The following is a 24728-nucleotide window of genomic DNA, read 5'->3' as shown; positions in this document are numbered from 1 at the left end:
GGCTCCTTGTGTTCCACATTCCGTAAAGGTTTATTTTGCGTAATCAATCGCACGCGTTTCTCGAATGACTGTCACTTTAATCTGACCGGGATACTGCATGGTTTCTTCAATCTTCTTGGCAATATCTCGCGCCATTCGTGTTGCAGCCAGGTCATCTACATCTTCGGGACGCACAATAATTCTTACCTCTCGCCCTGCCTGAATAGCAAACGACTGGCTTACCCCCTTGAAGGAATTGGCAATTTCCTCCAAAGCCCGTAAGCGCTTGATGTATTGCTCCAAATCCTCACGGCGCGCCCCAGGACGTGCGCCAGAAATCGCATCGGCGGCTTCAACAATTACAGCCTCAACAGATTCCTGTTCCACTTCATGGTGATGAGAAGCAATACAATTGACCACTTTTGGATGTACGCCATATCGGCGGGCAAACTCTGCGCCTAACATGGCATGGGTTCCTTCGGTATTGTGATCCATGGCTTTGCCCAAATCATGGAGCAATGCACCGGCTTTACACACCTCAACATCGGCCCCCAATTCAGAAGCAATCACAGCCGCCAGGCGGGAAACCTCAACTGCATGCGCCAGTTGATTTTGTCCATAGGAGGTACGGAATTTCAATCTTCCCAAGATTTTGAGAATTTCCGGATGCAGCCCCGCAACGTTGGCATCAAAGGCTGCCTGCTGTCCAGCCTCCTCAATTTCTTTTTCCACATTGCGCTGTTCTTCGTTGAGAATTTTCTCAATATGAGCAGGATGAATTCTGCCATCAAGAATCAAACGCTCCAAGGCGCGGCGAGCCACTTCACGTCGTACGGAATCAAAACAGGAAATGGTGACGGCTTCAGGAGTGTCATCCACAATAACATCCACTCCCGCCAGTTGTTCAAAGGTACGAATGTTCCGCCCATTTCTGCCAACAATCCTCCCCTTCATCTCATCATTAGGAAGAGAAACAACCGAGGTGGTCACCTCAGAAACATGTTCAGAGGCAACGCGCTGAATAGCATCGGCAATGATCTCACGAGCGCGTTTTTCTCCTTCCACGCGGGCTTCGGCTTCAATTTGCCGAATAATGCGTGCCATATCATTGCGGGCTTCTTTTTCTACCTCCTGCAGAAGCACCTCACGCGCCTGTTCTTTGCTCATTTCGGCAATGCGCTGAAGTTCAAGCATTTGATCAGAGTAAAGTTTCTCAATCTCATTTGCCCGTTTATCAATTGCACTCTGCCGTTTATTCAACATCTGTTCGCGTTGTTCAAGGCGCTCCATACGATGATCCAGCTCGGCTCTTCGTTTGGTTAACCGCTCCTCCTCGCGAGCAAGTTCCTGACGTCTGCGGCTGATTTCTGTTTCCGCTTCCTGCTGAATTTTTAGAGCCTTGTCCTTTGCTTCGAGTTGAATGATGCGCGCTTTTTCTGTGGCTTGATTAATAATATTATCGGCTTTTGCTTCCTGTTCTTTCCGGTACTCTTCACGGTACTTTCGATTGAGGAAATATACTGCCACAATCCCAAGAATTATTTCAAGAATCAACACTACAAGTATAATCACCCATCCAAATTGTCCCATTTTTCTGTATCCTCTCTTCCATCGAATTTTGAGGAACCATCAGAAATTTCTTCCCAAAGACGATTTGCTGTCTCGCGAGACACTTCATAAGAGAAACCTTTTCGGGCAAGATAAGTCACCATTTTTTGAAAAAATTCTCTTTTTCCTAAATGAATGATCCGCCTCAGGTATTTCTGTCCCGCAAAATAGGCAGTCTGATCATCTCCGGGAGACTCCGCCAGAACCTCTTGAATAATCTCGTCTGTCACGCCTTTTTGACGAAGCTCCATTGCAATAACTTTGCGGCTTTTCTGACGAAAATGTTGTCTTTGTTCCAGCCACAAGCGGGCAAATTCGACATCCCCTACCAATCCACTTTCCTTTAGACGGGAAATGACGCTTTCCACGACGTTCTCAGGAAAGTTTTTGGATTGAAGCCGCTCCCGAATCTCTGCTTCAGACCTGGGTCGAACACTGATAAGCCTCAGGGCTGATTGCATCGCCGCTTCTCTGGCATCCTCTTGCTTTAACTGCTCAATTTTTTCGTCCGGCAAAAACTGTCCTACTTTCAACCATGCGGCTACGATTCTTGAGAGTGAAAAAGCAAACTTACCATCAATGAACACATTGATCCTTTGAGCATTTCGTTTTTGTGATACCAGAGCAGTAACAACGCCAGCCATTTAAAAACCTAAAAGCCGCAATCTCATCTGAATGCGGCTTAAACCTTCGATGACTCAATCAACACGGAGCGAATAAATAACGACTCAGGTAATAATATTATCCCTGAATCAAAATGGTATCGGACAGGAAGGCCCCTGGATAGTAAACCAGTACTTCACAATGATTACATCCAAAAGACCTCTTCACATCATCCTTAACCAATTTTCTCAAAATTCTCAAAACACTCCTGTTGGAGTGGTCCAATTTCGAAAGGTTTAAGCCTTAATTCAAATCTCGGGCAACCGACAAATTATCCTGAAATTATTATACTTGAAAATAAAGAAAATTGCGTATATAAAAACGCATCAAATCCATTACAGTATGCAGTAAATCATGGAAATAGTATAAAATTAGGTCATGGCACAGACAAATATATCCTTAAATGTTTCCACTAAAGCCTCTCATCAGAAACAAGTCCGAGATCAAATATTTCTACCTCTTGGGTTTACCATTCTACTTGTTCTGGTTTTGACAGGGTTATCTATTCTGGGAACGGTTCAAAAAAGCACCCTGATCAACCACTGGGGAAACATCTCTGCAATTCTGTTAATCAGCCCTGTTTTATTCATCAGCCTGATTAACCTCATAATCATTGTCCTAAGCATCAGAGGGTTGAGCCACATACTAAGAAAAACACCTGTATGGATGGCAAAAGTTCAACAGGTGTTCTCCAGAATAGAAAAACAAACCCAGACCATCTGCAACACAATCATTTCTCCATGGATAAAGTTAGATAGTTCTCTATCTTCCATAAAAGTTTTGAAAAACAAAAAAGGAGCATGAATATGGACTGGAAGAAGAAAACCCTTCTGATGGGAATTTTGGTAGGCGCAGTCACTGGTGCAATTGGTGCGTTGGTGCTCATTCAATCGGGAGAAAAAGCAGGGCAACCTCCCAGGCTCACCGCCGGCGATGGCGTAAAGGTAGGTGTTGGGCTTATGGCAGTGTTGCGCCTTCTTTCTGAATTGAGCAGCAAGTAGCCTTCTCATTTCCAGAATTTATGGACCTGCCGGTATCTCCAATAAGGTTTGTCATTATTGGCCAGCTGAGAAAGTCGTTTATTGCCTTACCCAATAACGAATTTATTCAAAACCAGCCCGGAGGAAACGCCCTGTATGCAGCGGTTGGAGCCGCTGTCTGGGAAAAGGATATTGGAATTGTTGCCCGGGTAAGCCATGATTATCCAGAGGAATGGATTAATAAAATCAAACGTTGGAATTTTGACATCCGGGGACTTCAACGGGTAGAAGACACCATTGATCATCGGGAATTAATTGTTTATCAAAATTCCAGTTTTGAAGAGGACGAAAATTTAGAGGTTTTCCTGAATAGTTTAAACCGTCCTTTTCCCCGGGAACTTATTGGCTATAAAGCGAGCACGAATTCTCTGGACTCGAGAAACAAACCGGGACCTTTTACAATTCGAAGCCATGAAATTCCAGCAGAATATCTTGACGCGTCTGCAGTCCACATTTGTTCAATTGATTTCCTTTCTCATCTCTTGCTACCAGCAAATTTACGACAAGGGCAAATCAATACTATTTCTCTGGATACAGGAAAAGGGTATATGGACCCTGCCTTTTGGGATGATATTCCTTTGATGGTAAATGGTTTGACGGTGTTTCACACCAGCGAAAAGAATATTTCCCGTTTATTTTCGGGAAGAACAGAGAACCTATGGGAAATGGCAGAAAGCATTGCTGCAATGGGATGTGAATTTGTTGTAATTCGTCGAGGTGCGCAAGGACAGTACCTCTTCGAAACAGCATCCCGTAAAAAATGGGTCATTCCTGCGTACCCCTCAAACGTGCGCTGTCCTGCAGGCGCGGGTGATGCTTTCTGTGGAGGATTTCTTGTCGGATACTACACAACCTATGACCCCGTTCAAGCCGCCCTTCAAGGAAGCATTTCCTCTTCCCTGGTGGTGGAAGGAACAGACCCCTTTTATGCGTTGGATGCTTTACCCGGACTGGCAAAAGCCCGTCTAGAACTCCTTAAAGAACGGGTGAGGCAGGTATGACGGCAAGTCTTCAGGAAATCACCCAAAGAGTGATCGAAGATGCCTGCACCATTCAACAAATCCCTGCGCCAACCTTTCAGGAAAAGGCAAGAGCGGATTTTATTTCCTCACGCTGGAATGCCTTAAGACAACTTCAACCCGAAATTGACGAAGCGGGAAATGTACTGGCTCTTTACCCCGGAACCCTTACCACCTTCCAGGTGGTCATTACTGCTCACATGGACACCGTATTTCCAGCGGAATTTCCCCTTCACCTTATTCGGGAAGAAAATCGAATATGCGGAGCAGGTATTGGAGACAATGCACTTGGCTGTGCGGCATTGTTAAATTTGCCTTCCTTGATAGACGAGAACCCCGCCACAAGGGGAAATCTCTGGCTGGTTGCAACAACTGGTGAAGAGGGATTGGGAAACTTAAAGGGGATGAAAGCCCTCCTGAAACGTTTTGAAGGGATGCCAACCGTTTATATTTCCTTAGAAGGTATGGGGTTGGGATGTATTCTTCATCGAGGGTTGGGAGTGAGCCGATACCGTATCGAGATTCAGACTCCCGGAGGTCATTCCTGGTCAGATGCGGGAGCCCCCTCGGCTGTCCATGAAATTATTCGCCTTTCCAGAGCCCTGTTAGATATGCAACTTCCCCGGTTTCCCCGCACTACCCTGAACATTGGCATCATCCGTGGAGGAACTTCTATAAACAGTATCGCCCCACACGCCTTGATTGAAGTGGATCTCCGATCTGAAACCTCAGAGGCACTGAGAAGGATTGAAAATTTACTACAGGAAACTGTCCGGCGATTTGAGTCCGGTTCAGTCAAGGTATTTCTTACTCCTATCGGGAATCGCCCTGCAGGGAGCATTTCAGAGAATCATCCTATGGTTACCTTACTGGAAAACATCTTGCGCCAGATGGATATTCCACCAAGGCACGAAATCGGTTCGACGGAAGCCAATCTTCCATTGAGCCTTGGAATACCTGCCGTAACCATTGGAATTACAAACGGCGCTAAAGCCCATACTGCTGAAGAGTACATTGAATGCCTTCCCATTGAACAAGGTCTCTGGCAATTAAGAGAACTTCTTCGACAAATTTGGAACTGCAATATTTTTGTCCCGTAAGAAAGAGAAAGATGCATCCACTGGCAGAAAAAGTCCAGATCACTTTGAATGCTTTGGGTTATTTTGGACAGGTACAGGAATTACCCACCAGTACCCGAACAGCTACGGAAGCGGCACAATCGATTGGGTGTGAAGTTGGACAAATTGTGAAATCACTGGTTTTTATTCTTTCCAGGGATCAGACTCCCATTTTATTGTTGGTCAGCGGACGAAATCGGGTAGATGAATCAAAGGTGGGTGATCTTCTTAAGGATAAAATCAGAAAAGCCACCGCCCAGGAAGTCGGACAAATCACTGGATTTCCCATTGGTGGCGTACCTCCTGTCGGCCACCGGCAACCCATTCCCACCTACATGGATGAGGATCTTCTCCAATTCGACGTGGTATGGGCGGCAGCAGGAACTCCCAATTCTGTATTTCCTGTTTCCCCGTTTCATTTGAAAGAGTTTACAAAAGCCTGGATAATTCCTGTTAAGTAAGAAAAACCGGGCTGGGATTAAACTCCAGCCCGGCATCTTTTCATCAGACGATTTACGTGCCTTCTTCCCAGGAATTGAGGTATTGAATTTGCTCCTCTGTGAGGGTATCAATCTCAATTCCCATCGACTCCAGTTTTAATCGCGCGATTTCCTGATCAATGGCGTCTGGGACAGAATAAACCTTCTTCTCTAATTCGCCATGATGTTTGAGCATATATTCCACACTTAAAGCCTGGTTAGCAAAGGACATATCCATTACACTGGCTGGATGTCCCTCAGCAGATGCCAGATTAATCAGACGCCCCTCTCCTAACAGATAGATGCGCCGTCCATCCTTGAGGGTGTACTCTTCCACAAACGGACGCACCAGCCGCTTCGATTGGGACATCTCTTCCAGCGCAGGAATATTAATTTCCACATTGAAGTGTCCGGAGTTGGAAACAATCGCTCCGTCCTTCATCACTTCAAAATGATGACGGTCAATCACATTGATGTCGCCTGTAACCGTACAGAAGATATCGCCAATTTTAGCCGCTTCGCTCATGGGTAAGACACGGTACCCATCCATCACCGCTTCAAGGGCTTTTAAGGGATCCACCTCCGTCACAATGACATTGGAACCCAGTCCACGGGCACGGCTTGCCAAACCTCGTCCACACCAACCATACCCGGCAACCACAAATACTTTTCCAGCCAGTAACACATTGGTAGCCCGGACAATTCCGTCAATAGTTGATTGTCCAGTACCATACCGATTATCAAATAAATGCTTGGTTAGCGCATCATTCACGGCAATGATGGGGAAAGCAAGCGCCCCATCCGCCGCCATAGCGCGAAGACGGATGACGCCGGTTGTGGTTTCTTCGGTTCCACCCACAACATTTGCCAGCAACTCTCGTCTTTCTTTATGAAGAGTACTGACCAGATCTGCACCATCATCCATAGTCAAATGGGGTTGATGATCCAGAGCCGCGCGCAAATGCTTGTAATAGGTAATGTTATCTTCACCCTTAATGGCAAAGGTGGGGATCTCAAACACATTGACCAATGCCGCCGCTACATCATCCTGAGTAGATAACGGGTTAGAGGCGGTCAAGACAACATCAGCGCCGCCAGCCTGTAGCGTTCGCATTAAATTTGCCGTTTCAGTGGTGACATGCAAACAGGCAGAAATTCTGACTCCAGCCAGAGGACGTTCTTTGGCAAAACGTTCACGAATAGAACGAAGCACAGGCATTTCTCGTTCAGCCCATTCGATACGCAATCGTCCGCCTTCTGCCAACTTGGGATCTTTGATATCAAATCCAGACATGGTTACTCCTTACTTTTTTCAGTTCTTAATTTCTTTTGCGACTTTTGATAACAGGATATCCAGTTTACCGTCATCATCAAAATTCTGACGATACCGGCTGACAAATTCTTCAATGGTATAGAAATGTTCCTGGGGACCTTTCACTTCCAGGCAGTATGCCGCTGCAACCGCACCCATTCTGCCACAAATTTCCCAATCCAACCCTAAAGCATATCCTCTTAAGAATCCTCCTCTGAATGCATCTCCTACCCCTGTTGGGTCCAGAATCTCCCGCGGGGGAACCGAACTGACATGGTACTTGATGCCTTCTGCATAAATGTCAGCACCATTTGCGCCGAGGGTTACCACTACAAAGCCAACCCGCTGAACAATCTCCTCAGCAGAAAAACCAGTGTGTTTCTGGAGCAACCCAAATTCATACTCATTTACGAACAGGCTATGCGCCCCGTCCACACCCCGTCTTAATTCTTCCCCGCTTACTCGAACCACCTGTTGACTGGGATCATATACATAAGGAATGCCCAGTTCTTTGCATTCACGGACATACTGATCCATTGCCGTAGGATCGTTGGGAGAAATAACCACCAGGTCCGGTTTGGGATTTACATCATATAAAGAAAGTTTAGAAGCAAATGCCATTGCCCCTGGATAAAAACTGGCAATCTGATTGTTTGCCTGATCCGTATTTGCGAAGAAGGAAGCGGTGTATAAACCGGGGATTTCTTTTATCAGGCTGGTGTCAACACCATGATTTTCCAGCCAGACGCGATAATCCCCAAAATCTTCTCCTACTGTGGCTAAAACTGAGGGCTTTTCGCCAAGTAACGCCAGGGTATAGGCTATATTTGGAGCAGTGCCTCCCCGCTGCCTCACCATCGAATCCACGAGGAATGAAAGGCTGATGGACTCGAGCCTCTCTGGCAAAATATGATCCCGAAAGTAACCGGGAAAAGTCATCAAATAATCATATGCAACTGAACCAGTGACAACGATTTTCACGCTTACCTCTCATTAATGGCTCAAAAATTGAAGCAACCTCTCTTGAAAAGGCGGATAAATCACGCCTTTTTCTGTAATTAATGCAGTGATCAGGGAATGAGGAGTGATATCAAAAGCGGGATTCCTCGCTTTTGCCCCAATTGGAGCAACCGCTTCCCCTTTATATTGAATATCCAGCACTTCATCTGCAGACCGTTCTTCTATCGGGATAACGTCTCCATTTGGAATCGACATATCAATGGTACTTGTTGGAGCAGCACAATAAACCGGAACCCCATTCTCATGTGCCGATAGAGCAAGCATATATGTGCCAATCTTATTTGCCACATCCCCGTTTGCAGCGATTCGATCTGCCCCAAAAAATACTTTTTTCACCTTCCCGGATCTCAGGAAATAACCTGCAGCGCCATCCACAATGATTTCATAGGGGATGCCATATTGTTCCAACTCCCATGCCGTCAACCTGGCACCTTGTAACCTCGGGCGAGTTTCATCAACCAGTACATGAATTCTCTTCCCCTGAAGATGCGCCTTGCGAATGCAACCAAGAGCAGTACCCCAATCCACGGTAGCCAGTGCACCTGTATTGCAATGATGAAGAATAACGTCTCCATCCTGAATCAATTCGGCACCATGGGTTGATATTTGATGATTGATCACCACATCCTCTTCAGCAATTCGCATTGCCTCTGCGAGGATCAGTTTTTTTAATTTTTCGACATTATCAATGGGACGTTGAATGACACTTTGTATTCTATCAAGCGCCCAAAACAAATTAACTGCCGTTGGACGAGAAGAACGTAAAGTTTGATGGGCTGTATTCAGAAAAGCACGAAACTGATTGGGGTCGTCATCAGGGCAATTTATTGCCGCCAGCGCCATTCCCATCGCTCCAGCAACGCCGATTGCCGGAGCCCCTCGAATCACCATATCCTGAATCGCTTTAGCCACTTCTTGATAAGTGGAACATAATACCCATTCAAAGCGCCGGGGCAAATAGCGCTGATCAATCATACGAACAATGTTATTGGTTTCATCCCACTCAATCGAACGCATGGTTCATTCCAACAGACATTTTAATAGGGCTTTGCCATAATTTCCGCAGGCAAAACCCCACTGTTCACTTGAACGGTCAAAGTTTAACATGCCTTGCCGGCTTTGTCAAAGTTTTCTCATCCTTCTTTCACAATGATGCGGTATAATTCAACCACAATTGAATTCTCTATCAAGGAGCATGCTATGCCTATTCGACTTGGTGTACCTGAACTGGTCCTGATCCTGGTGATTGTCATCCTCCTCTTCGGTGTAGGACGGATTGGGAAAATCGCCGGAGAACTTGGCACGGGTATTCGTGCTTTTCGTGAAGGGCTGAAAAGTTCTGAAGAAAAATCCGAAGAAAAAAAGCCGGAAGAGAAGAACGAATAGAAATCTTCCAGAAAGATGCGTTAAATTATGCCCCCTGAAGAAATCCATCGCCCCGTCAAAGTTGGAATAGTTGGAACGGGCAACGTTGGAGCCACTTTTGCTTATGCATTACTCCTTTCTGGCTTAGCAACGGAAATTGTCTTAATTGATAGCAACCGGGCTAGGGCAGAGGGGGAAGCCATGGATCTTAATCATGCGGTTCCTCTTGCCCGTCCGGGACGTGTTTTTGCTGGAGATTACCCGGACCTGCAAGGCTCAGTGGTCACTGTCGTTACTGCAGGAAGTGCCCAAAGACCCGGTGAAACGCGCCTGGATCTTGCAGGACGAAATGCTGACATCTTCCGAAACATCATTCCGCAAATCACCCGGTATAACCCTAATGGCATCATCCTTGTCGCCACAAACCCGGTAGATATTCTGTCTTACGTGGCATGGAAACTCTCTGGATTGCCTCACAACCAGATTATTGGTTCGGGGACCATTCTGGATACAGCGAGATTCAGATACTTGCTGAGTGAATATTTCCAGGTAGATCCCAGAAGTGTCCATGCATATATTATTGGCGAACACGGGGACAGCGAAGTTCCTGTCTGGTCTCTGGCAAATATTGCGGGTATGAGATTACCCATATTCTGTTCCCGAAACAATATGGGGTGCATAGACCGGGATCTGGAAGAAATCTTTACCCAAACACGGGATGCTGCATACCACATCATCGAACGCAAAGGGGCTACGTATTACGCCATCGGCGCCGGGTTACTCCGCATTGTTGAAGCCATCATCCGAGATCAAAGCACGGTTCTTTCCGTTTCAAATCTCATTGAAAACTATTACGGTATCAACGATGTATACCTGAGTTTACCCTGTGTCATTGACCGGGGTGGAGTAGAAAAAATAATTTACCTCGAATTAAGTGATGAGGAAGTTATTGGCTTAAGAAAATCCGCCTCGGTTCTGAGAAAAATGATCGAAGATCTGGGGTTCTAAGAGGAAAGCCCTCGCAGTAAAAAAATCTGCGAGGGCTTTTGCTTGTTAATTTTAATTCACCTGCGCAATCCAAACCTCGTAAGGTTCAAATTCCCATTTCTGGTCTTTTCGCGGACGAGAACAGAACAAGGTTTGCAACCTGTTCTCATTCACAAAAGCCTTCAATCGGCGTTTGCGATTGGACATGTTAAGTACAACCAGACAGGTTTGCTCATCGGATTGCCGGAAAAATGCCAGACAATCCTTATCTTTTCCTAATTCCTGATAGTCACCCGCAATGAGGGAGGGGTTCTCTTGGCGTATTCGAATCATCTCACGATAAAAGTGAAGCAGAGAACCGGAATCACGTTCCTGATCTTCAGCATTCACGCCCTCAGCGTAATTCGGATTGACAGGGAGCCATGTCTCCACACCTTCGGGAGAAAAACCACCGTTCGGCTTGTTTGCCCACTGGAAAGGTGTGCGGCACTTATCTCTTCCGCGCTGGGCAGCAATCAAAGGCGCTTCTTCAGGTGCAATAAGGTCGGGGTGTTCACGAGCCAGTTTCAAGAAAAACAGCGCAAGTAAATCACGAAAACGCGATTCATCGGTGAACAGATAATCACTCATCCCGATTTCTTCGCCATTGTAAAGAAATGGGGTTCCCTTTAAGGTCAGGATTAATGCCAGATTTACTCGCGCTATAGCATCATTATGTATCCCATCTCCATACCGACTGTACATCCGCGGGCTATCATGATTTCCCAGTGTATTGCAGGGCCATGCCATTGAAGGCAATTGTCCCAGGCGTTCGCGCTGATTTTTTCTTACCCAGGTTGGAGTGATAAATCGCGTCCGCATCAATGGGAAGTTGAAATTCAGGTGAAGTTCATCATTCCCATTCCCATAGAAACGGATATCATCTGTTTCCCCTACCAGAACTTTATCAGGGAATTCATCTACCACCTGACGCAGTTCCTTCATGAGATCATGGACTTCGGGGAGGTCAACCTGATAGCGATACATCTTTTCCCAGAACTTCCCCACTTTACGCTGTTCCTGAGGGGTCTTTGCCCGATATCCCATTAAAAATAACTCTTCCTGAGTAATTCCAGAATCCTGATTGCGTAAATCCTCAACCTCAAAAATAGTCCCTACAGCGTCAAGACGGAAACCATCCACCCCCATTTTCAGCCAGAAGCGGACGGAATCCCACATCGCTTGTTTGACTTCTGGATTACGCCAGTTTAAATCAGGTTGCTGTTTGAAGAAGAAATGATAGTAATACTGTCCGGTGTTCTCATCCCACTCCCAGGCAGAACCGCCAAAAGTGGAATACCAGTTGTTTGGAGGCCCACCGTTTTTCCCATCTTTCCAGATGTACCAATTCCGTCTAGGATTATCCCGGCTGGACCGAGCCTCGATGAACCAGGGGTGCTGGTCAGAGGTATGATTTAACACCAGATCCAGAATGACTCGAATGTCCCGACGATGGGCTTCCTCCAGGAATCGAGCGAACAGATTTAAATCCCCATATTCTGGTGCCACATCACAATAATCTGCCACATCATACCCGCAATCAAAAAGGGGAGACGGGAAGTGAGGAGAAATCCACAAACCCCCAACCCCTAATGCTTTCAGGTAATCCAGTTTTTCAATGACACCATAAAAATCACCAATGCCATCCCCGTTTCCATCAGCAAAACTACGAGGGTAAATTTGATAAAAAACAACCTTCTGCCACCATTTGAGATCGGTAACGCGCGCCATGATGTGCCTCCTTGAAAAAGTCTAAGCGGCAACATTATACTTGGAAATTCGGAAGAGAAGGTGTTTAATCTGGGAAAATTTCCAGAATTTCACCCTTGATTCGATCGTTATCCACCTCTAATAATTTGACCCGGCTAAATTGATTCCAAATCCTTTCCTTAGCCTGAGATACGACCTTGACGTAATGATCTGTAAGCCCATGGATGTTCCATCCAGATGGGCTCAAGGAATCTGTAGACTCCCACAGCACAATCACCTCAGAGCCTAAAAAACGTTCCAGATATCTTTGGCTGGAAAGACGTATGACTTCCCGCATGAGCGCATTGCGACGTTTTCGAACTTCTGAAGGAACAGGATTGGGAAGCCGGGTTGCCGCTGTGCCTGCGCGATCAGAATACGTAAACACATGCCCCCCGGCAAATTGCATCCGCTCAACAAAGTCAAGACTTTCCTGAAATTCCTCTTCAGTCTCTCCAGGAAACCCTACAATGATATCGGTCGTAATGGCAACATCCGGGATCAATTCGCGCGCCTGTTTTACCAAAGCCTCAAATTGTTGAGGGGTGGTCTTTCTTGCCATCCGTTTTAAAGTGGCAGAACACCCAGACTGAAGAGGCAGATGTAAATGTCGACATAGCCGGGGATTTTTCCAAAGAGAAAAAAAGGTTTCATCCAAATCCCACGGCTCCAGAGAGGATAGTCGTAAACGGGGCACATCACTTTCCTGTAAAATAGCCTGTATCAAGTCTCGCAAATGATTTTTGGGAGTAAAGTCCTGCCCCCAGGAACCTAAATGTACGCCTGTCAGAACCACTTCTTTAGCACCGCCGGCTTGAGCCACGCGGATATCTGATAGAATTTCTGAAACGCCCCGGCTTCTCCCTTTCCCCCTTGCCAGGCGAGTCACACAAAAAGTACAGTGGTTGTCACATCCATCCTGAACTTTAATAAAGGCGCGGGTGCGTGTATGTAATCCGGGTAAAGGTTGACGCGCCAAAGGCTCCAAATCGAAACTTTCTGAAGGAATACCCAGCACGGTCGAAACAAGGGTGTCTTTTTCATCATTGAGCACAACCCGATCCACTCCGGGCAAAGCCATAGCCCCTGCCCGATCCAGCGTTGCCCAGCATCCCGTGACGGTAATTCCTCCCGGCGTAAGCCGAGCCGCCTGACGAATCTTTTGCCGAGAATCAGATGCTGCTTCAGCCGTCACAGCACAGGTATTGACCACCACTAAATCTGCTTCTGCGGGAGAGGCAACAATTGTATGCCCGGCAGCACGAAATTGAAGGGCAAATTTTTCGATTTCGCTTTGATTCAAACGGCAACCAATTGAATCCAGATACACCTTCATGTCTCTAAGGGTCTCTCACCTCAAAAAAATCAAATAAGATATCCACACCTGGCTCTGATAAGGCGCCAACCATCAGACCAACTGCGCCATCTGTAAACTCATCGTCCTGTACATCCAGCAGTTTCCTGTCATTGACGAACATGGATAACTGATTTCCTTTACACACTGCCCGGAGTTGAACCGTATCTCCGGTATTCTTCAACTCATCGCTGTATTTTAACTGCTCTTGTCCGATTAAACTATAGGATTCCCCATTTTTCTTCAAAGCGCCGAAATAACCATCACTGCTGACTACAAGCATATAAAAATGATGGCTGTTCTGGTATCGACAAATTACGCCGAATAAATTGTTCACGATTGCGTTGCGACGTGTGGCCTGTACATGGATATCCACATTGGGGAAATTCCTTCCGGTTATCGTCCAGAGGTCTGTGTTTTGTTTCCTGACAAAAAATCTCAATCCGCCTTGAGCGTATTCAATCACTCCCTCCTCACTGTTAATGAGTCCCCAATCATTGCCGGGTTCTGTAAAATCATCCCGAAACAGAACATTCTCAGTGCTCTTTTTTTCATCTATTTGAGAACATCCGGAATAAATTACCAGAACAAACACCAGAAGAAGAGAAAGATGAAAAGTCTTCATGGGGTATTTCCTGTAAATACTGACTCGGAGAAATAACGCTCCAGCAATTTTACGGCCAAGGACCTGATTTCATCCTGTGACGCGAAAGATTCAGCATTTTTCAACATTTGCCGGGATTCTTTGAGGCGGTTTTCTTGCAGATATAACTGGCCAAGCGCTAAATATGCTTCAGCATAAGAGGGATTCAACTTCAAGGAAACAGCCCAAAAACGTTCTGCAGTGGCTAAATCCCCAAGATTATACAGTACGTCCCCCATCACTTTATAAGACTCTGCATCCTTCGGGGCTAACTTCAAAGCCATTCTTGCAGAATATAAACCTCTCCCAGATAAATCAAAGTGATAGGTTACACAAAATTTGGCTAAAGCCTTCCACACCAACGGATTATCAGGATCCAGTTGGGATGCTCTTTCATAAAAGGTGTATGCATCAAACAAATTCCCTTTTTGGGCAGTCAGCCTTCCCATTTCAAGATACCAGATAGACTGGTGAGGCTCAATCTCAATCACCTTTCTCATTTCGTCTATTGCCAGGTCCAGTTCACCCATTCTCGAAAGGTACAGACTGAAGAGCACTCTGGACATCACAGATTGAGGATTTTGTGCAATGGCTTTTTCCAGGTCGTCTTTTCCGGATCCATCTCCCATTTGTAATTTGGCTTCTCCCAGAAAAGCCCAGGCTTCCGAATAATCAGGCTGGAGGTGTACTGCTTTTTCCAGTACCCGTTGCGCCAGTTCATACTCCCCCAGATTCAGGTATGACCTTCCAAACAATGTAAGACGATAAGCAGGAGCCCTCTCCAATAGACTTAATGCCTGGGCTTGCTCTATTAGATTAACCGCCGAATGATACCCCGGATGAATTTGAGCGGCATTCCTGATATAACTGATGCCTTCTTCATAGTTATCCACAATTTGATACAACCCCCACTGGTAAAGAAAATCTGGATTTCCCGGACATCTCTCCACCAAAATTCTTAAGATATTCACTCTCTCCTCAAGTGGAATTTTTTTCAAAACAGGATTGGTTGAATAAACCTGACATGCGGTTACAGGATTTAATTGCATTAAAATTTGGCTGGCATCAACCACCCTTCCCTGTTCCAGCAAGATCAACACCAGAGTGTACTTCCCATGATCTGACAAGAGTCCGGAATGATAAGGAGGCATGAGGTAAGCCAGCGCTTCCTCATAATTTTTCTGTAAGAACGCCCGGATCCCCAGAGATTCGTTTAAATCCTGACGCCAGGGATGGCGGTTGAAGATTCTCCCGAGCGCCTCAGTTTGAACCTGATAAAGGTGTTCATACTGAGCCTTCCTGGCGATTGAAGAATCTTCCCAATCCCTCCCATCCACAGGAAAAGGGTTTAAAAGGATCAGGAGAATACCCAGTATCAATAAACGAAATCCCAGGCTCTTTTCGATGAACTTCATTAAATCCATTATAACGTGTTTACCTGCGGCTCCTTTTTTCCTTGCTGCAACTGTCAATGGGTCACAAATAGGATTGAAAATAGCCAATAAATTACCCGCTTCGGGACTTCACAAACGGCCTCAGTATTGTATAATCGCGCTAATTAACACTACCCTTGTATACATATGAAAAAACACCATTTCCGCGCTATCAAGATTTTCCTCTTACCCTACCGGTGAAGTGATCTTCTCTATTTCCAAAACAGGCTCACCGGTAGGTGAGCCTTATTTTTTTATCCATTTCCGGACACAATAATGCATTCGGAAGATGCCAAAGGAGATGATAGCCATGAAAAACATTCGCACAGATATTCCCAATCCATTTGAGGACGGTGAAGAACACGATGCCTGTGCCATTTACATGAGCGCCAGAAAACACGGACAGAGTACCTTTGGCACTCTTAAGCGTGCATTAGGCGCACTGATCAGTATGGGGCACCGGACAGGGTTCGTCAACGGAGAGGGGGATGGGGCAGGTGTACAAACCGATATTCCACGGCGATTGTGGGCAAAAAAGTTAAGCCAGGCAGGAATGCCTTCATATCTGGCTACCCATCCAGGTTTCTGGGTTGGACATTTGTTTATTCCTCCCCACTTAAATATGGAGTCGATTAAGGAAAGTATCCTTGAGCAATTCAACGAGCAAGGGCTCAACTTACTCTTGATCCAGGAGGGGCGCACAAGGAAAGAGATGCTCGGGCAACATGCACGCCAGAATCCTCCCCAGTTCTGGCAACTGGCTGGACATGATAATATCCCTGATCTGGATCAAAGGCTTTTTCGTGTTCAACTGGCTTTAGAACAGCAATTACCTCTACACTTTGCTTCGCTCAGCGCACACACTGTAGTTTATAAGATGAGAGGCTCCGTTGAAGCCCTTACCCATTATTATCCAGACCTCCAGGATCACAATTACGATACCTCTATTGTGCTGTGTCATGCCCGCTATTCCACAAACACCATATCCACTTTTGAAAGAGCACAACCCTTTGCCATTCTGGGGCACAATGGGGAAATTAATACGATTCAACGATTGCGGATTGAAGCCCGGCAAATTGGCACAATTCTCCCCAACGATGGCTCAGACTCACAGGATTTAGACCGCCTCCTCCATACGCTCTGTGTGGAATATGGGCTCGACCTCATAGAAGCAATGGAAATGGTTTTCCCGCCCATTCCATATGAAGTGGAGCAATTCCCTCCCGACCTTCGCGCCACGTATCAACGCATCAGGCAATCCTTTGGTCCCTATGCCCAGGGTCCTGCAGGGATTATTGCCCGGTATGGGGATACTGTCGTGGCAAGTGTAGATGCCCTGGGATTACGTCCACTCTGGTTCGTAGAGACGGAGAAAGAGTATATTTTCAGTTCAGAAAGAGGAGCCATTCCTCTGGAAAACTGGGTTACAGATGCCAGAGCCCTCTCACCCGGAGAGAAAATAGCGATACGCATTCGCCGGGGAGATCCATTAATTCTGCTGAACCATGGACAGATTCGCCAGCATGTCATGATTCAAATGTTTCAACGGGAGGTGCCTCAACTGGCACGTCAATATTGGGCTGGATGGGGACAGCCATACCCATTAGTAAGAGAAGAGATTGCTATATCCCATCCTGGCATTCTTCCAGTCCTTCAAAAAAATCGGGGAGTTTCTTTTGACAGCCAACCCGCCCATCTTTTTCACCCTGAAGGAACCTCTTTAGAAAACCGATGGAAAATGGAACTCGACTCTCTGGTCTTTGCAGTGAATGGATGGTTGAAGGATCATTTCAATGAAGTATCATCACTGATCAGTGAAAACAAAGATGACCTGGTGAGTTCCCTGGGTTATGATGGCCCTCTTGCCCCATTGAGTAAGGTCCGTGTAAACCTTGCTGATTATTTCAAAGAGTCCGTTGCTGTGGTTACAAACCCTGCCATCGATCACGCTCGGGAGGTTGAAGCGTTTTCTACCAGTACACTGATAGGCGCCTGTGCACCCATCGGGAAAACTCCCAACCCTGAAGACACCGTTATTGTTCTGGAAACCCCCATTCTCACGGGTGGGCATACCTGTGTGGGTGAATCAATATCCAGAGCCATTGCCCACCAGTTTAGCACATTGACCATTGAAGAACTGGCATCTGCATTTCAAGGCAAATTAGGATGGCTGGTTCTGGGTGTTTATCCTGAGGAAACAGTTCAAGAAGCCTTGGAGCGTCTTGCCGGGCAAGCAGTTGCCCATGTCCAGAATGGGGTCCAATGTCTGATTCTTGATGATGAAGAAGCGCTCTTAAAGGGATTAAACTGGCTGGATCCACACCTGGCAACCAGTCATCTGGATAACGCTCTCCGGAACGCACCTTCTTTACCTCAGGAAAACTTGAGAAGAAGGACGGGGCTGGTTGTACGCAGTGCAGCCATCCGCACGCTTCATGATGTAGCATTGCTTTGCGGTTTAGGCGCCGATGCAGTCAACCCGTATGCAATGATTGCATCTGCGATAGCACTCGCAAAGCCACAATCAGCCGAGCATACTCAAACCGTATTGAAACGACTGGTTGAAAACTTAACCAGCGGTCTGGAAAAAGTAACCTCCACCATGGGATGTCATGAATTGAGAGGATATGGCAGGGTCTTCAGCACAATTGGATTGGCGCCTAGTGTTGCAGCGGTGTTTGGAGTACCCAATTATTTTGGGAATGAAACAGCAGGGGTTACCTGGGAATTTCTGCATGCAGATTCAAAACAAAGAGGTGCAGAACTGAGAAAGGAAATCCCCGAACCCCGAATACCCTATCAGACCCGCGTGTTTCCAAAATTCTGGAAAGTTGCTCATCAATTTGCCAAAGGTGAAACCCCATATTCCGAAATCCAGAAGGTCTATCAGACCATCTGTTCAGACTCTCCAGTAGCGCTTCGGCATCTAATTAATTTTCGCTCTTCTGGAAAAGAGGAGATAACCACGGATCAAGTGGATATTTCCATTAATGGCTATGACTTGCCTATTGTCATTGATGCAATGTCTTACGGGTCTCAGGGAGAAAATTCTTTTAAGTCTTATATCCATGCAGCATCCATCTTAAATATCATCTGTATAAACGGCGAGGGCGGAGAACTTCCAGAAATTTTGGGTAAGTACCGTCATAACCGTGGTCAGCAGGTGGCAAGCGGAAGATTTGGTGTGAATGCAGAATTTTTGAATTCTGCTTCTGTACTGGAAATTAAAATTGGGCAGGGAGCAAAACCCGGCGAAGGCGGAATGTTACCCGGTTACAAAGTTACCCCAAAAGTTGCCCGTGCAAGACGAACGCCGCCTTACGTCACCCTTCTTTCGCCTTCAAATAATCACGATTTATATTCTATAGAAGATCTCGCGCAATTGATTGAAGAACTGAAAATGGTGAATCCACAGGCAAAAATTTCTGTTAAAGTGCCTGTTGTTCCCGGAATCGGGGTTATCGCCGTTGGAATTGCCAAGGCTGGTGCAGATATTATCAACATCTCAGGATATGATGGTGGTACTGGGGCTGCCCGTAAACATTCCCTGCAATACGTGGGCTTACCCACAGAAATAGGAATCATCCAGGCACACCGCGCCCTTCTTGCTGCAGGGATCCGTCACAAAGTGGAATTGTGGGCAAATGGCGGAATGAAAACCGGCGCAGATGCTGTTAAGATGATTCTTTTAGGAGCAAATCGGGTTGGATTTGCCACCATGGCAATGGTTGCCCTTGGATGCACGATATGTCGACAATGTAATTTAGGCACCTGTCATGTAGGTATTGCCACCCAAATCCAGACAAAGGAAGAGGCACAAGAAAAAGGGCTTAAACATTTCGTCCCTCTTCATTTTGAAGAGGATTATGAACGGGTTGTCCGCCTGTTTAGGGGAATTGGAGAAGAAATCCGTTCTATCGCTGCCCGTTTAGGCACCACGCGTTTGCAGGACCTGGTAGGCAGAGCGGACCTGCTTGAGCAGGGACATCTTCATGACAAAATTGATCTGTCATCCCTGTTTGAACCACTGCCTGTTCAAAACAAAAGCGCCTCTCAACCCGGGGTGGGGGTCTTACTGATTCGTCCTCGAAACAGCCTGACCACCATATTGACGGATCTCATCATGAAAACGATTGCTGATCAGGAACGGGAAGTCACCTATCAGGATACCGTGTCTGCAATTGACCGGGCTCTGGGTTCCCGGCTTGCCGGTGAGATCATGCGTCATCCTGAAGTTGCAGAACAAATGGATATGATCCATCTCCGCTTTGGTCCCTCTGCTCTGGCTGGCAATGGCTTCGCGGCATGGAACACAGAAAAAATGGATGTGCTTATAGAAGGTGGAGCACAGGATGGCGTTGCAAAAGGGGCAAGCGGAGGACGGGTAGCAATCATGAAAGGATTGAACCATGATGGATTAAGAATCGATGGCAGTGTAGGAAAATCCTTTGCTTATGGGGCTCAGGATGGCATTCTCATTGTGCAAGGAAATGCGGATTCAAGAGCCTGCGTCCGTCTTTCAGGAGCAAAGGTGATTTTTGGCGGGGAAATTACCCAGCCCATTTCTGAAAACGAAAATCCCGGTACAGTTGCTAACCTCAAAGGATTTGCCTGCGAGTATATGACGTCTGGTACAGTGATCATTATGGGAGATCCGGGACCTTATGCATTTTCTGGCATGACGGGAGGGGTTGTGTACCAAAAATTAACCCCAGAATTTGGTTTTGACCAGGAAATGCTCAAACGGCGAATCGCCAAAGGTGCTCAGGTGTGCATAGAATCCATTACTCATGAAGATCTTAAAGAGATTCGTGCGCTCATGTCACATTACTTATTTGCCCTGGAACAAACTTATCAGTATGAGACAGCCGAAAGACTCCGGGCTTTTTTGCAGGATGATTTTCTCCTGATGCATCGTTTTGTGAAAATTGTTCCGGCTATCCATTCATGAAGAAAAAGGCTGTCTGGAATGACTCACAGACAGCCTTTTTTCACCCCAATCCGGTTTATTTCTCCAGTCCAGTAACCTTTGCAACTGCCGCAGAGCGAGTATGGATATTGAGTTTTGCAAAAATAGATTTCAAATGCCGTTTTACCGTGTTATTAGAGATAACCAGTGTTTCGGCAATCTCACGATTTGTTAGCCCCTGCGCCAGCAACAAGAGAACTTCACGCTCCCGTTCGGTGAGGGATGATAAATCATCGGAACGCCCTCCCATAAGAATTGCCTCCCGAACCGTTTGAAGAAACCCTCTGCGTTCAAAAGAGTGCTTTTCTAAATATGCAAAAATTTTTCCCTTCTTGAACATCTTATCGATGATATTGGGAGAAGATAACCCGCTGATGACAATAATTTGAGCGCCACTTGCTCTGGCACTGGCAAGTAAGCGAAATCCTTCCAACTGATCCAGAGATTCCCCTTTCAACATTCGTGGGCTTTCCAGCAAATTTCCTCTGAGGTTTAGATCTAAAATCACCAGAGAAAATCGTTCCCGCCGGAGAATTCCCTGTGCATCACCATATCCCGTACAAACCCTTACAGAGTAACCAGCGTCCAGCAAAATTTCTTCCAATAAATCTCTCCATCCGGCATCATCTTCAACAACAAGTATGGTCGAGTGCGCCAGCGATTCCTCCGGTTTGGGACGCCGGGTATCCATCTTTGCGCCGGCGAGTTGCTCTGCCATCAGGGTTTGTTCTAAAAGTCTGCTGGCAAGTGTGCGAAATTCTGAACGTCGAAAAACTTCTTTACGTAAACAGGTGTACCCGCCTAAATCCTTGATGACACTTACCGCTATCTCTACGGTTGCGTATCCACTCAGTAAGATGGTAGCACAATCCGGGTACAGATGATGAATTTCCTCCAGAATTTTCAACCCTTCCTGGTTATGATGATCATAAGTATCTAAAGACAAATCAACCACCGCCAAATGAAAGGGACGCTTCAGTAATGATTGCGCCTGTTCGAGGCTTGCAGCCCGTTCAACAAGATATCCTACTTCTTCCAGAATCTCAGCAATCAGTTCCAGCCACGAGGGATCATCATCAACCACCAAAGCCCGAAGGGAGATATTGCTCATAAAGGTTTCCTCCGTAAGGGAAATCTCAAGCGAAAAGCCGTACCACTCATTCCATCGCTTTCAACATCCACACTGCCACCCAGTCGGATCATCAAGGCTTTAACCCAGTACAAACCAAACCCCAGTTTCCCTGCATGACTGGGGGATCCGCTGGAAAAATTCAGTTCAAAAATCCGTTGATGCATCTCTGGCGGAATTCCGGGCCCAAAATCTCGCACGACAACTTCAACCCAGGAAGAAGACTGACTCCCGCTGATGATAATCTTCCCTCTGCCTTCCATAGCATGAGAAGCATTTTCGAGTAAGTTTGCAAAAGCAAGGGCAAGGTTATATTGAGCACCGGCAATTTCGGGCAAGTTCTGGAGATTCTCAACCTGTACCTCAATCTCGGCACCCAGGTTAGCCATCTGGATAGCCTCTTGAATGCAGGTAGCCAGATTAACCGGAACAATTTGTACAGGATGAAGGTGGGACAGATTTTTTCTCACAATCCGCATGGCTTCGGTGGCACTGCGCTCAATTTCCTCCAGATGATTCGATAAATAGGGGTCTTGCGATAATAGTTCCTGTCTTCTATCCTGAATACTTTGAATTCGCACAGGAATTGTGCCAATTTTATTGTTCAATTGGTGTAACAGATTTGTGGCAATGTCTCCCACAGCGGCAAACATTTCAGCAACGGAACGCTGTTCTTGAGCCTGTCTCAGTTCTTTTTGATGAGAGGAGAAGAAAATTGCCATTTCTGCATAATGTGCCAGCAAAGAAAGGACTTTCTTTTCCCATTCATTTTCTGCCCCTTTGGCAAAGACAGGGTAAACCAGCAAAATTCCCCCCGCCCCATATTCCGGCAAAGAACCAATGGGAACCACCCAGGCAGATGCAGGTAATTCTTGAGGAATCTCCATCAGAAACGACGCGGCAGGGATCTGAAAGATTTCTTTTTCTGAATTAAGAATTTCTGATATTTCAGGAACAATGAATTTTAGAGAAATTTTCTCTTCACTTTCGGCTACGCGCAATATCAAACGTTGTTCATCCAGCATCCAGATTCCGCAAACCAGGGAATCCAGCAAGTCCTTTGCCAGAGATACCAACCGCTTCAGAACCACCTCTTCCGGTTGTGTAAGCAATAACTGCGAAATCTCCTGCAAAGCATCCAGTAAGCGAACTTCATGAATTGCAATCACTGCATGAGTTGCAAGCGATTGTAACAGGAGGCGATCCTCTTCTGAAAACGCGTTTTTCCTTGGACTTTCTAAATTCAAAACGCCTTCTAACCGACCACTTGATGAAATTAACGGTACCGCCAGTTCCGATTTCATGCTCAAATTGGCATCCAATGGAAAGTAAATTTTTGACCACGGCTGGGCAGTGAGATCCGGAATGAGTACAGACTGGCGATTTTTTACCACCCATGCACTAATACTGGGTTGATCTAAAGGCAACTCCTGAACAAATGGATGGCCTAAACCTTCCCCTGCATAAGCCCGGGTCACCAAAACATTCCGCACAGGGTCTAATAATCGGAAGATACCGTACTGGGCATTGGTCACTTCTAAAGCCATTTGTAAAATGGCTTCCAGGGTTTCTTCCAATCTCAGTCGGGATGAAATGATCATGCTGGCTCTTTGCAGGCGCGCCATTTGTTCTTCTTTCCGAGCCAGATCTCGGGATACATTTGCCAGGTGATGCGCCTGATATAAAGCCATTGCCGCCTGATTGGTAAAATTTTCCAGCATCAGCAGTTCGAGGCGAGTAAATCGCCTTTCTTCCTTCAGGTAAACGTATAACACTCCAACTGGCTCGCGAGCGACAATCAAAGGAAAACAAACAAGAGTCTGTGCGCCCTGTTTCCTTTTCACAGGGTCTATATCCAGATCTACTTCCTCATAGGAAAGAACTGGACGTTTTTGCTCGATAGCGCGAAAGCCAAAGCCTTTTGGACGAGGCTTTTCTCCCGCCAGGCCCTGTACAAATTCACCTGCTGAGACTCTTGATTGGGGATCAAAACTTTTTTGGGCTTCATTATAAGTGAAAATGACAGCGGCAGATCCGGGGATTACCTGTATGGCACTTTCAACGATTTGCTGTAAAACCGCGTGCTCATTTTCACTGGCTTCTGCGCCAATTTGATTAATCGCTCTGCCAATACGATTGAGATTCTCTAATACACTGAGAAGCATGGTTGTCATGGGAATGTGAACCTTCGCCAAAACCTGAGTTAATTTTACGGGAAGTTCCTTATTCAAAATGACCCGTTTGGGTACTCCAGCAGAGATTCTGCTCAAAAAGTAAAACACAAGCGAATGATTTTGTTATATCATTGTCAAGGTAATTAATATAACACCGGTTCCCATAAAAAATACCACCAAATAGAAGCGGTTTTCCTTGAGCAGGATCAACTCCTGAAAGATGATATACCCTAACTTAATGTCTCCCCCAATACTGTATGAATGCATTGGAGATGTTCTAACCGTGGTAATTCCCTGCAAGGCACTCATAGACGGGCGAACAGGGAGAATGGAAATTTATCACGGTGCTGCTGATCCTGTAACGGCGCTGGCATTCGCCTATGTCAATGAGATGTTGGATTGGGAAAAGCCGATGCCATTCGGGATTAAAAGAAGAATGAGGCATGTTCAGGACTGAAAATTTGACCTGTGAACAAATTGCAAAGGTTATTGTTCATTCTTTGCTCCGCCCAGAGAAAACCCAACAGGAGGTAATTGGTGGAGTGCGACCCCTGAATTCTTTATCGAAGGTCATTGAAGCAGGATGCACCCGCTGCGGTGTTACAGCAACGGCTACCATTCTGGGTGCTTTCAAGAAACGGTAAGGAG

Annotated in this window: 20 protein-coding genes; 9 read left to right on the top strand and 11 right to left on the bottom strand. The window is 46.2% G+C overall.

Annotated elements, in window-relative coordinates; all coding sequences use genetic code 11:
- Positions 1-30: 30 nt before the first annotated feature.
- Positions 31-1569, bottom strand: a complete 1539-nt coding sequence (gene rny, locus LHF31_RS09275; protein WP_298010460.1) for a ribonuclease Y — start codon at positions 1567-1569, stop codon at positions 31-33.
- Positions 1548-2231, bottom strand: a complete 684-nt coding sequence (locus LHF31_RS09270) for a regulatory protein RecX (RefSeq protein WP_298010463.1) — start codon at positions 2229-2231, stop codon at positions 1548-1550. Before LHF31_RS09270 ends, rny begins: the two co-directional genes overlap by 22 nt.
- Positions 2232-2628: 397 nt before the next feature.
- Between LHF31_RS09270 and LHF31_RS09265 the strand changes: the two genes are divergently transcribed.
- From LHF31_RS09265 to LHF31_RS09245, 5 genes are read left to right on the top strand one after another with little or no spacing between them, the layout of a single operon-like run.
- Positions 2629-3054 carry a hypothetical protein gene (locus LHF31_RS09265; RefSeq protein WP_298010466.1) on the top strand — a complete coding sequence of 142 codons (426 nt, stop codon included), beginning with the start codon at positions 2629-2631 and terminating at the stop codon, positions 3052-3054.
- A gap of 2 nt (positions 3055-3056) precedes the next feature.
- Positions 3057-3251 carry a hypothetical protein gene (locus tag LHF31_RS09260; protein ID WP_298010469.1) on the top strand — a complete coding sequence of 65 codons (195 nt, stop codon included), beginning with the start codon at positions 3057-3059 and terminating at the stop codon, positions 3249-3251.
- A gap of 20 nt (positions 3252-3271) precedes the next feature.
- The gene (locus LHF31_RS09255; RefSeq protein WP_303774158.1) at positions 3272-4291 is read left to right on the top strand and encodes a carbohydrate kinase family protein; all 1020 of its coding nucleotides are present in this window, start codon (positions 3272-3274) and stop codon (positions 4289-4291) included.
- A complete protein-coding gene (locus tag LHF31_RS09250) occupies positions 4288-5409 on the top strand; it encodes a M20/M25/M40 family metallo-hydrolase (protein ID WP_298010475.1) in 1122 nt (373 codons plus the stop codon). The genes LHF31_RS09255 and LHF31_RS09250 overlap by 4 nt, the downstream gene beginning before the upstream one ends.
- A gap of 11 nt (positions 5410-5420) precedes the next feature.
- Positions 5421-5888, top strand: coding sequence for a YbaK/EbsC family protein (locus tag LHF31_RS09245; RefSeq protein ID WP_298010478.1), 468 nt, complete (start codon positions 5421-5423; stop codon positions 5886-5888).
- Positions 5889-5940: 52 nt separating this feature from the next.
- Here LHF31_RS09245 and ahcY read toward each other — a convergent pair whose 3' ends face one another.
- Genes ahcY through mtnA form a run of 3 tightly spaced genes read right to left on the bottom strand, consistent with a single transcriptional unit; the run spans position 5941 to position 9255 of the window.
- Entirely contained in the window at positions 5941-7200 is a 1260-nt protein-coding gene (gene ahcY / locus LHF31_RS09240) for an adenosylhomocysteinase (RefSeq protein ID WP_298010481.1), read from the bottom strand.
- Between the two features lie 18 nt (positions 7201-7218).
- Positions 7219-8199, bottom strand: a complete 981-nt coding sequence (locus LHF31_RS09235) for a carbohydrate kinase family protein (RefSeq protein ID WP_303774157.1) — start codon at positions 8197-8199, stop codon at positions 7219-7221.
- A 12-nt stretch (positions 8200-8211) separates the two neighbouring features.
- Positions 8212-9255, bottom strand: a complete 1044-nt coding sequence (mtnA, locus tag LHF31_RS09230; protein WP_298005243.1) for an S-methyl-5-thioribose-1-phosphate isomerase — start codon at positions 9253-9255, stop codon at positions 8212-8214.
- Positions 9256-9438: 183 nt separating this feature from the next.
- Between mtnA and LHF31_RS09225 the strand changes: the two genes are divergently transcribed.
- Positions 9439-9624, top strand: a complete 186-nt coding sequence (locus tag LHF31_RS09225; RefSeq protein WP_298005240.1) for a twin-arginine translocase TatA/TatE family subunit — start codon at positions 9439-9441, stop codon at positions 9622-9624.
- Positions 9625-9651: 27 nt separating this feature from the next.
- Positions 9652-10611, top strand: coding sequence for an L-lactate dehydrogenase (locus LHF31_RS09220; protein WP_298005238.1), 960 nt, complete (start codon positions 9652-9654; stop codon positions 10609-10611).
- Between the two features lie 51 nt (positions 10612-10662).
- On the opposite strand, the gene LHF31_RS09215 is transcribed toward LHF31_RS09220, so the two are convergent.
- The 4 genes from LHF31_RS09215 to LHF31_RS09200 form a co-directional block, all read right to left on the bottom strand.
- On the bottom strand, positions 10663-12360 hold the full coding sequence (locus tag LHF31_RS09215; RefSeq protein ID WP_298005235.1) for an alpha-glucosidase: 1698 nt from the start codon (positions 12358-12360) through the stop codon (positions 10663-10665).
- 64 nt (positions 12361-12424) lie between these two features.
- Entirely contained in the window at positions 12425-13714 is a 1290-nt protein-coding gene (gene mtaB / locus LHF31_RS09210) for a tRNA (N(6)-L-threonylcarbamoyladenosine(37)-C(2))-methylthiotransferase MtaB (RefSeq protein ID WP_298005233.1), read from the bottom strand.
- Between the two features lie 4 nt (positions 13715-13718).
- Complete coding sequence (locus LHF31_RS09205) at positions 13719-14357, bottom strand: hypothetical protein (protein WP_298005230.1); 639 nt, start codon at positions 14355-14357, stop codon at positions 13719-13721.
- Entirely contained in the window at positions 14354-15877 is a 1524-nt protein-coding gene (locus LHF31_RS09200; protein WP_298005228.1) for a tetratricopeptide repeat protein, read from the bottom strand. The genes LHF31_RS09205 and LHF31_RS09200 overlap by 4 nt, the downstream gene beginning before the upstream one ends.
- Positions 15878-16118: 241 nt before the next feature.
- Here LHF31_RS09200 and LHF31_RS09195 point away from each other — a divergent pair, with 241 nt between their 5' ends.
- Positions 16119-20759: a glutamate synthase-related protein gene (locus LHF31_RS09195; RefSeq protein ID WP_303774156.1), complete on the top strand. Its 4641-nt coding sequence runs from the start codon at positions 16119-16121 to the stop codon at positions 20757-20759.
- Positions 20760-20814: 55 nt separating this feature from the next.
- On the opposite strand, the gene LHF31_RS09190 is transcribed toward LHF31_RS09195, so the two are convergent.
- On the bottom strand, positions 20815-21888 hold the full coding sequence (locus tag LHF31_RS09190) for a DNA-binding response regulator (protein WP_298007028.1): 1074 nt from the start codon (positions 21886-21888) through the stop codon (positions 20815-20817).
- On the bottom strand, positions 21885-24080 hold the full coding sequence (locus LHF31_RS09185; RefSeq protein ID WP_298007031.1) for a GAF domain-containing sensor histidine kinase: 2196 nt from the start codon (positions 24078-24080) through the stop codon (positions 21885-21887). Before LHF31_RS09185 ends, LHF31_RS09190 begins: the two co-directional genes overlap by 4 nt.
- Before the next feature lie 220 nt (positions 24081-24300).
- Between LHF31_RS09185 and LHF31_RS14655 the strand changes: the two genes are divergently transcribed.
- Positions 24301-24537, top strand: coding sequence for a hypothetical protein (locus LHF31_RS14655; RefSeq protein ID WP_369685049.1), 237 nt, complete (start codon positions 24301-24303; stop codon positions 24535-24537).
- Positions 24538-24728 lie beyond the last annotated feature (191 nt).

This window comes from Anaerolinea thermophila (genome assembly GCF_020723905.1).
Classification (GTDB): Bacteria; Chloroflexota; Anaerolineae; order Anaerolineales; family Anaerolineaceae; genus Anaerolinea; species Anaerolinea thermophila_A.
The sequence above is the reverse complement of the archived record's forward strand: the minus strand, read 5'-3'. Positions and strand labels throughout refer to the sequence as shown.

Bases quoted from the DNA above. Each gene is read 5' to 3' on its own strand.
- mtnA (WP_298005243.1), bottom strand. From the start codon at position 9,255: ATGCGTTCGATTGAGTGGGATGAAACCAATAACATTGTTCGTATGATT.
- LHF31_RS09260 (WP_298010469.1), top strand. From the start codon at position 3,057: ATGGACTGGAAGAAGAAAACCCTTCTGATGGGAATTTTGGTAGGCGCA.
- LHF31_RS09220 (WP_298005238.1), top strand. From the start codon at position 9,652: ATGCCCCCTGAAGAAATCCATCGCCCCGTCAAAGTTGGAATAGTTGGA.
- rny (WP_298010460.1), bottom strand. From the start codon at position 1,569: ATGGGACAATTTGGATGGGTGATTATACTTGTAGTGTTGATTCTTGAA.
- LHF31_RS14655 (WP_369685049.1), top strand. From the start codon at position 24,301: ATGATATACCCTAACTTAATGTCTCCCCCAATACTGTATGAATGCATT.
- LHF31_RS09215 (WP_298005235.1), bottom strand. From the start codon at position 12,360: ATGGCGCGCGTTACCGATCTCAAATGGTGGCAGAAGGTTGTTTTTTAT.
- mtaB (WP_298005233.1), bottom strand. From the start codon at position 13,714: ATGAAGGTGTATCTGGATTCAATTGGTTGCCGTTTGAATCAAAGCGAA.
- LHF31_RS09205 (WP_298005230.1), bottom strand. From the start codon at position 14,357: ATGAAGACTTTTCATCTTTCTCTTCTTCTGGTGTTTGTTCTGGTAATT.
- LHF31_RS09225 (WP_298005240.1), top strand. From the start codon at position 9,439: ATGCCTATTCGACTTGGTGTACCTGAACTGGTCCTGATCCTGGTGATT.
- LHF31_RS09265 (WP_298010466.1), top strand. From the start codon at position 2,629: ATGGCACAGACAAATATATCCTTAAATGTTTCCACTAAAGCCTCTCAT.
- LHF31_RS09185 (WP_298007031.1), bottom strand. From the start codon at position 24,080: ATGACAACCATGCTTCTCAGTGTATTAGAGAATCTCAATCGTATTGGC.
- LHF31_RS09255 (WP_303774158.1), top strand. From the start codon at position 3,272: ATGGACCTGCCGGTATCTCCAATAAGGTTTGTCATTATTGGCCAGCTG.
- LHF31_RS09270 (WP_298010463.1), bottom strand. From the start codon at position 2,231: ATGGCTGGCGTTGTTACTGCTCTGGTATCACAAAAACGAAATGCTCAA.
- LHF31_RS09190 (WP_298007028.1), bottom strand. From the start codon at position 21,888: ATGAGCAATATCTCCCTTCGGGCTTTGGTGGTTGATGATGATCCCTCG.
- LHF31_RS09250 (WP_298010475.1), top strand. From the start codon at position 4,288: ATGACGGCAAGTCTTCAGGAAATCACCCAAAGAGTGATCGAAGATGCC.
- LHF31_RS09245 (WP_298010478.1), top strand. From the start codon at position 5,421: ATGCATCCACTGGCAGAAAAAGTCCAGATCACTTTGAATGCTTTGGGT.
- LHF31_RS09195 (WP_303774156.1), top strand. From the start codon at position 16,119: ATGAAAAACATTCGCACAGATATTCCCAATCCATTTGAGGACGGTGAA.
- ahcY (WP_298010481.1), bottom strand. From the start codon at position 7,200: ATGTCTGGATTTGATATCAAAGATCCCAAGTTGGCAGAAGGCGGACGA.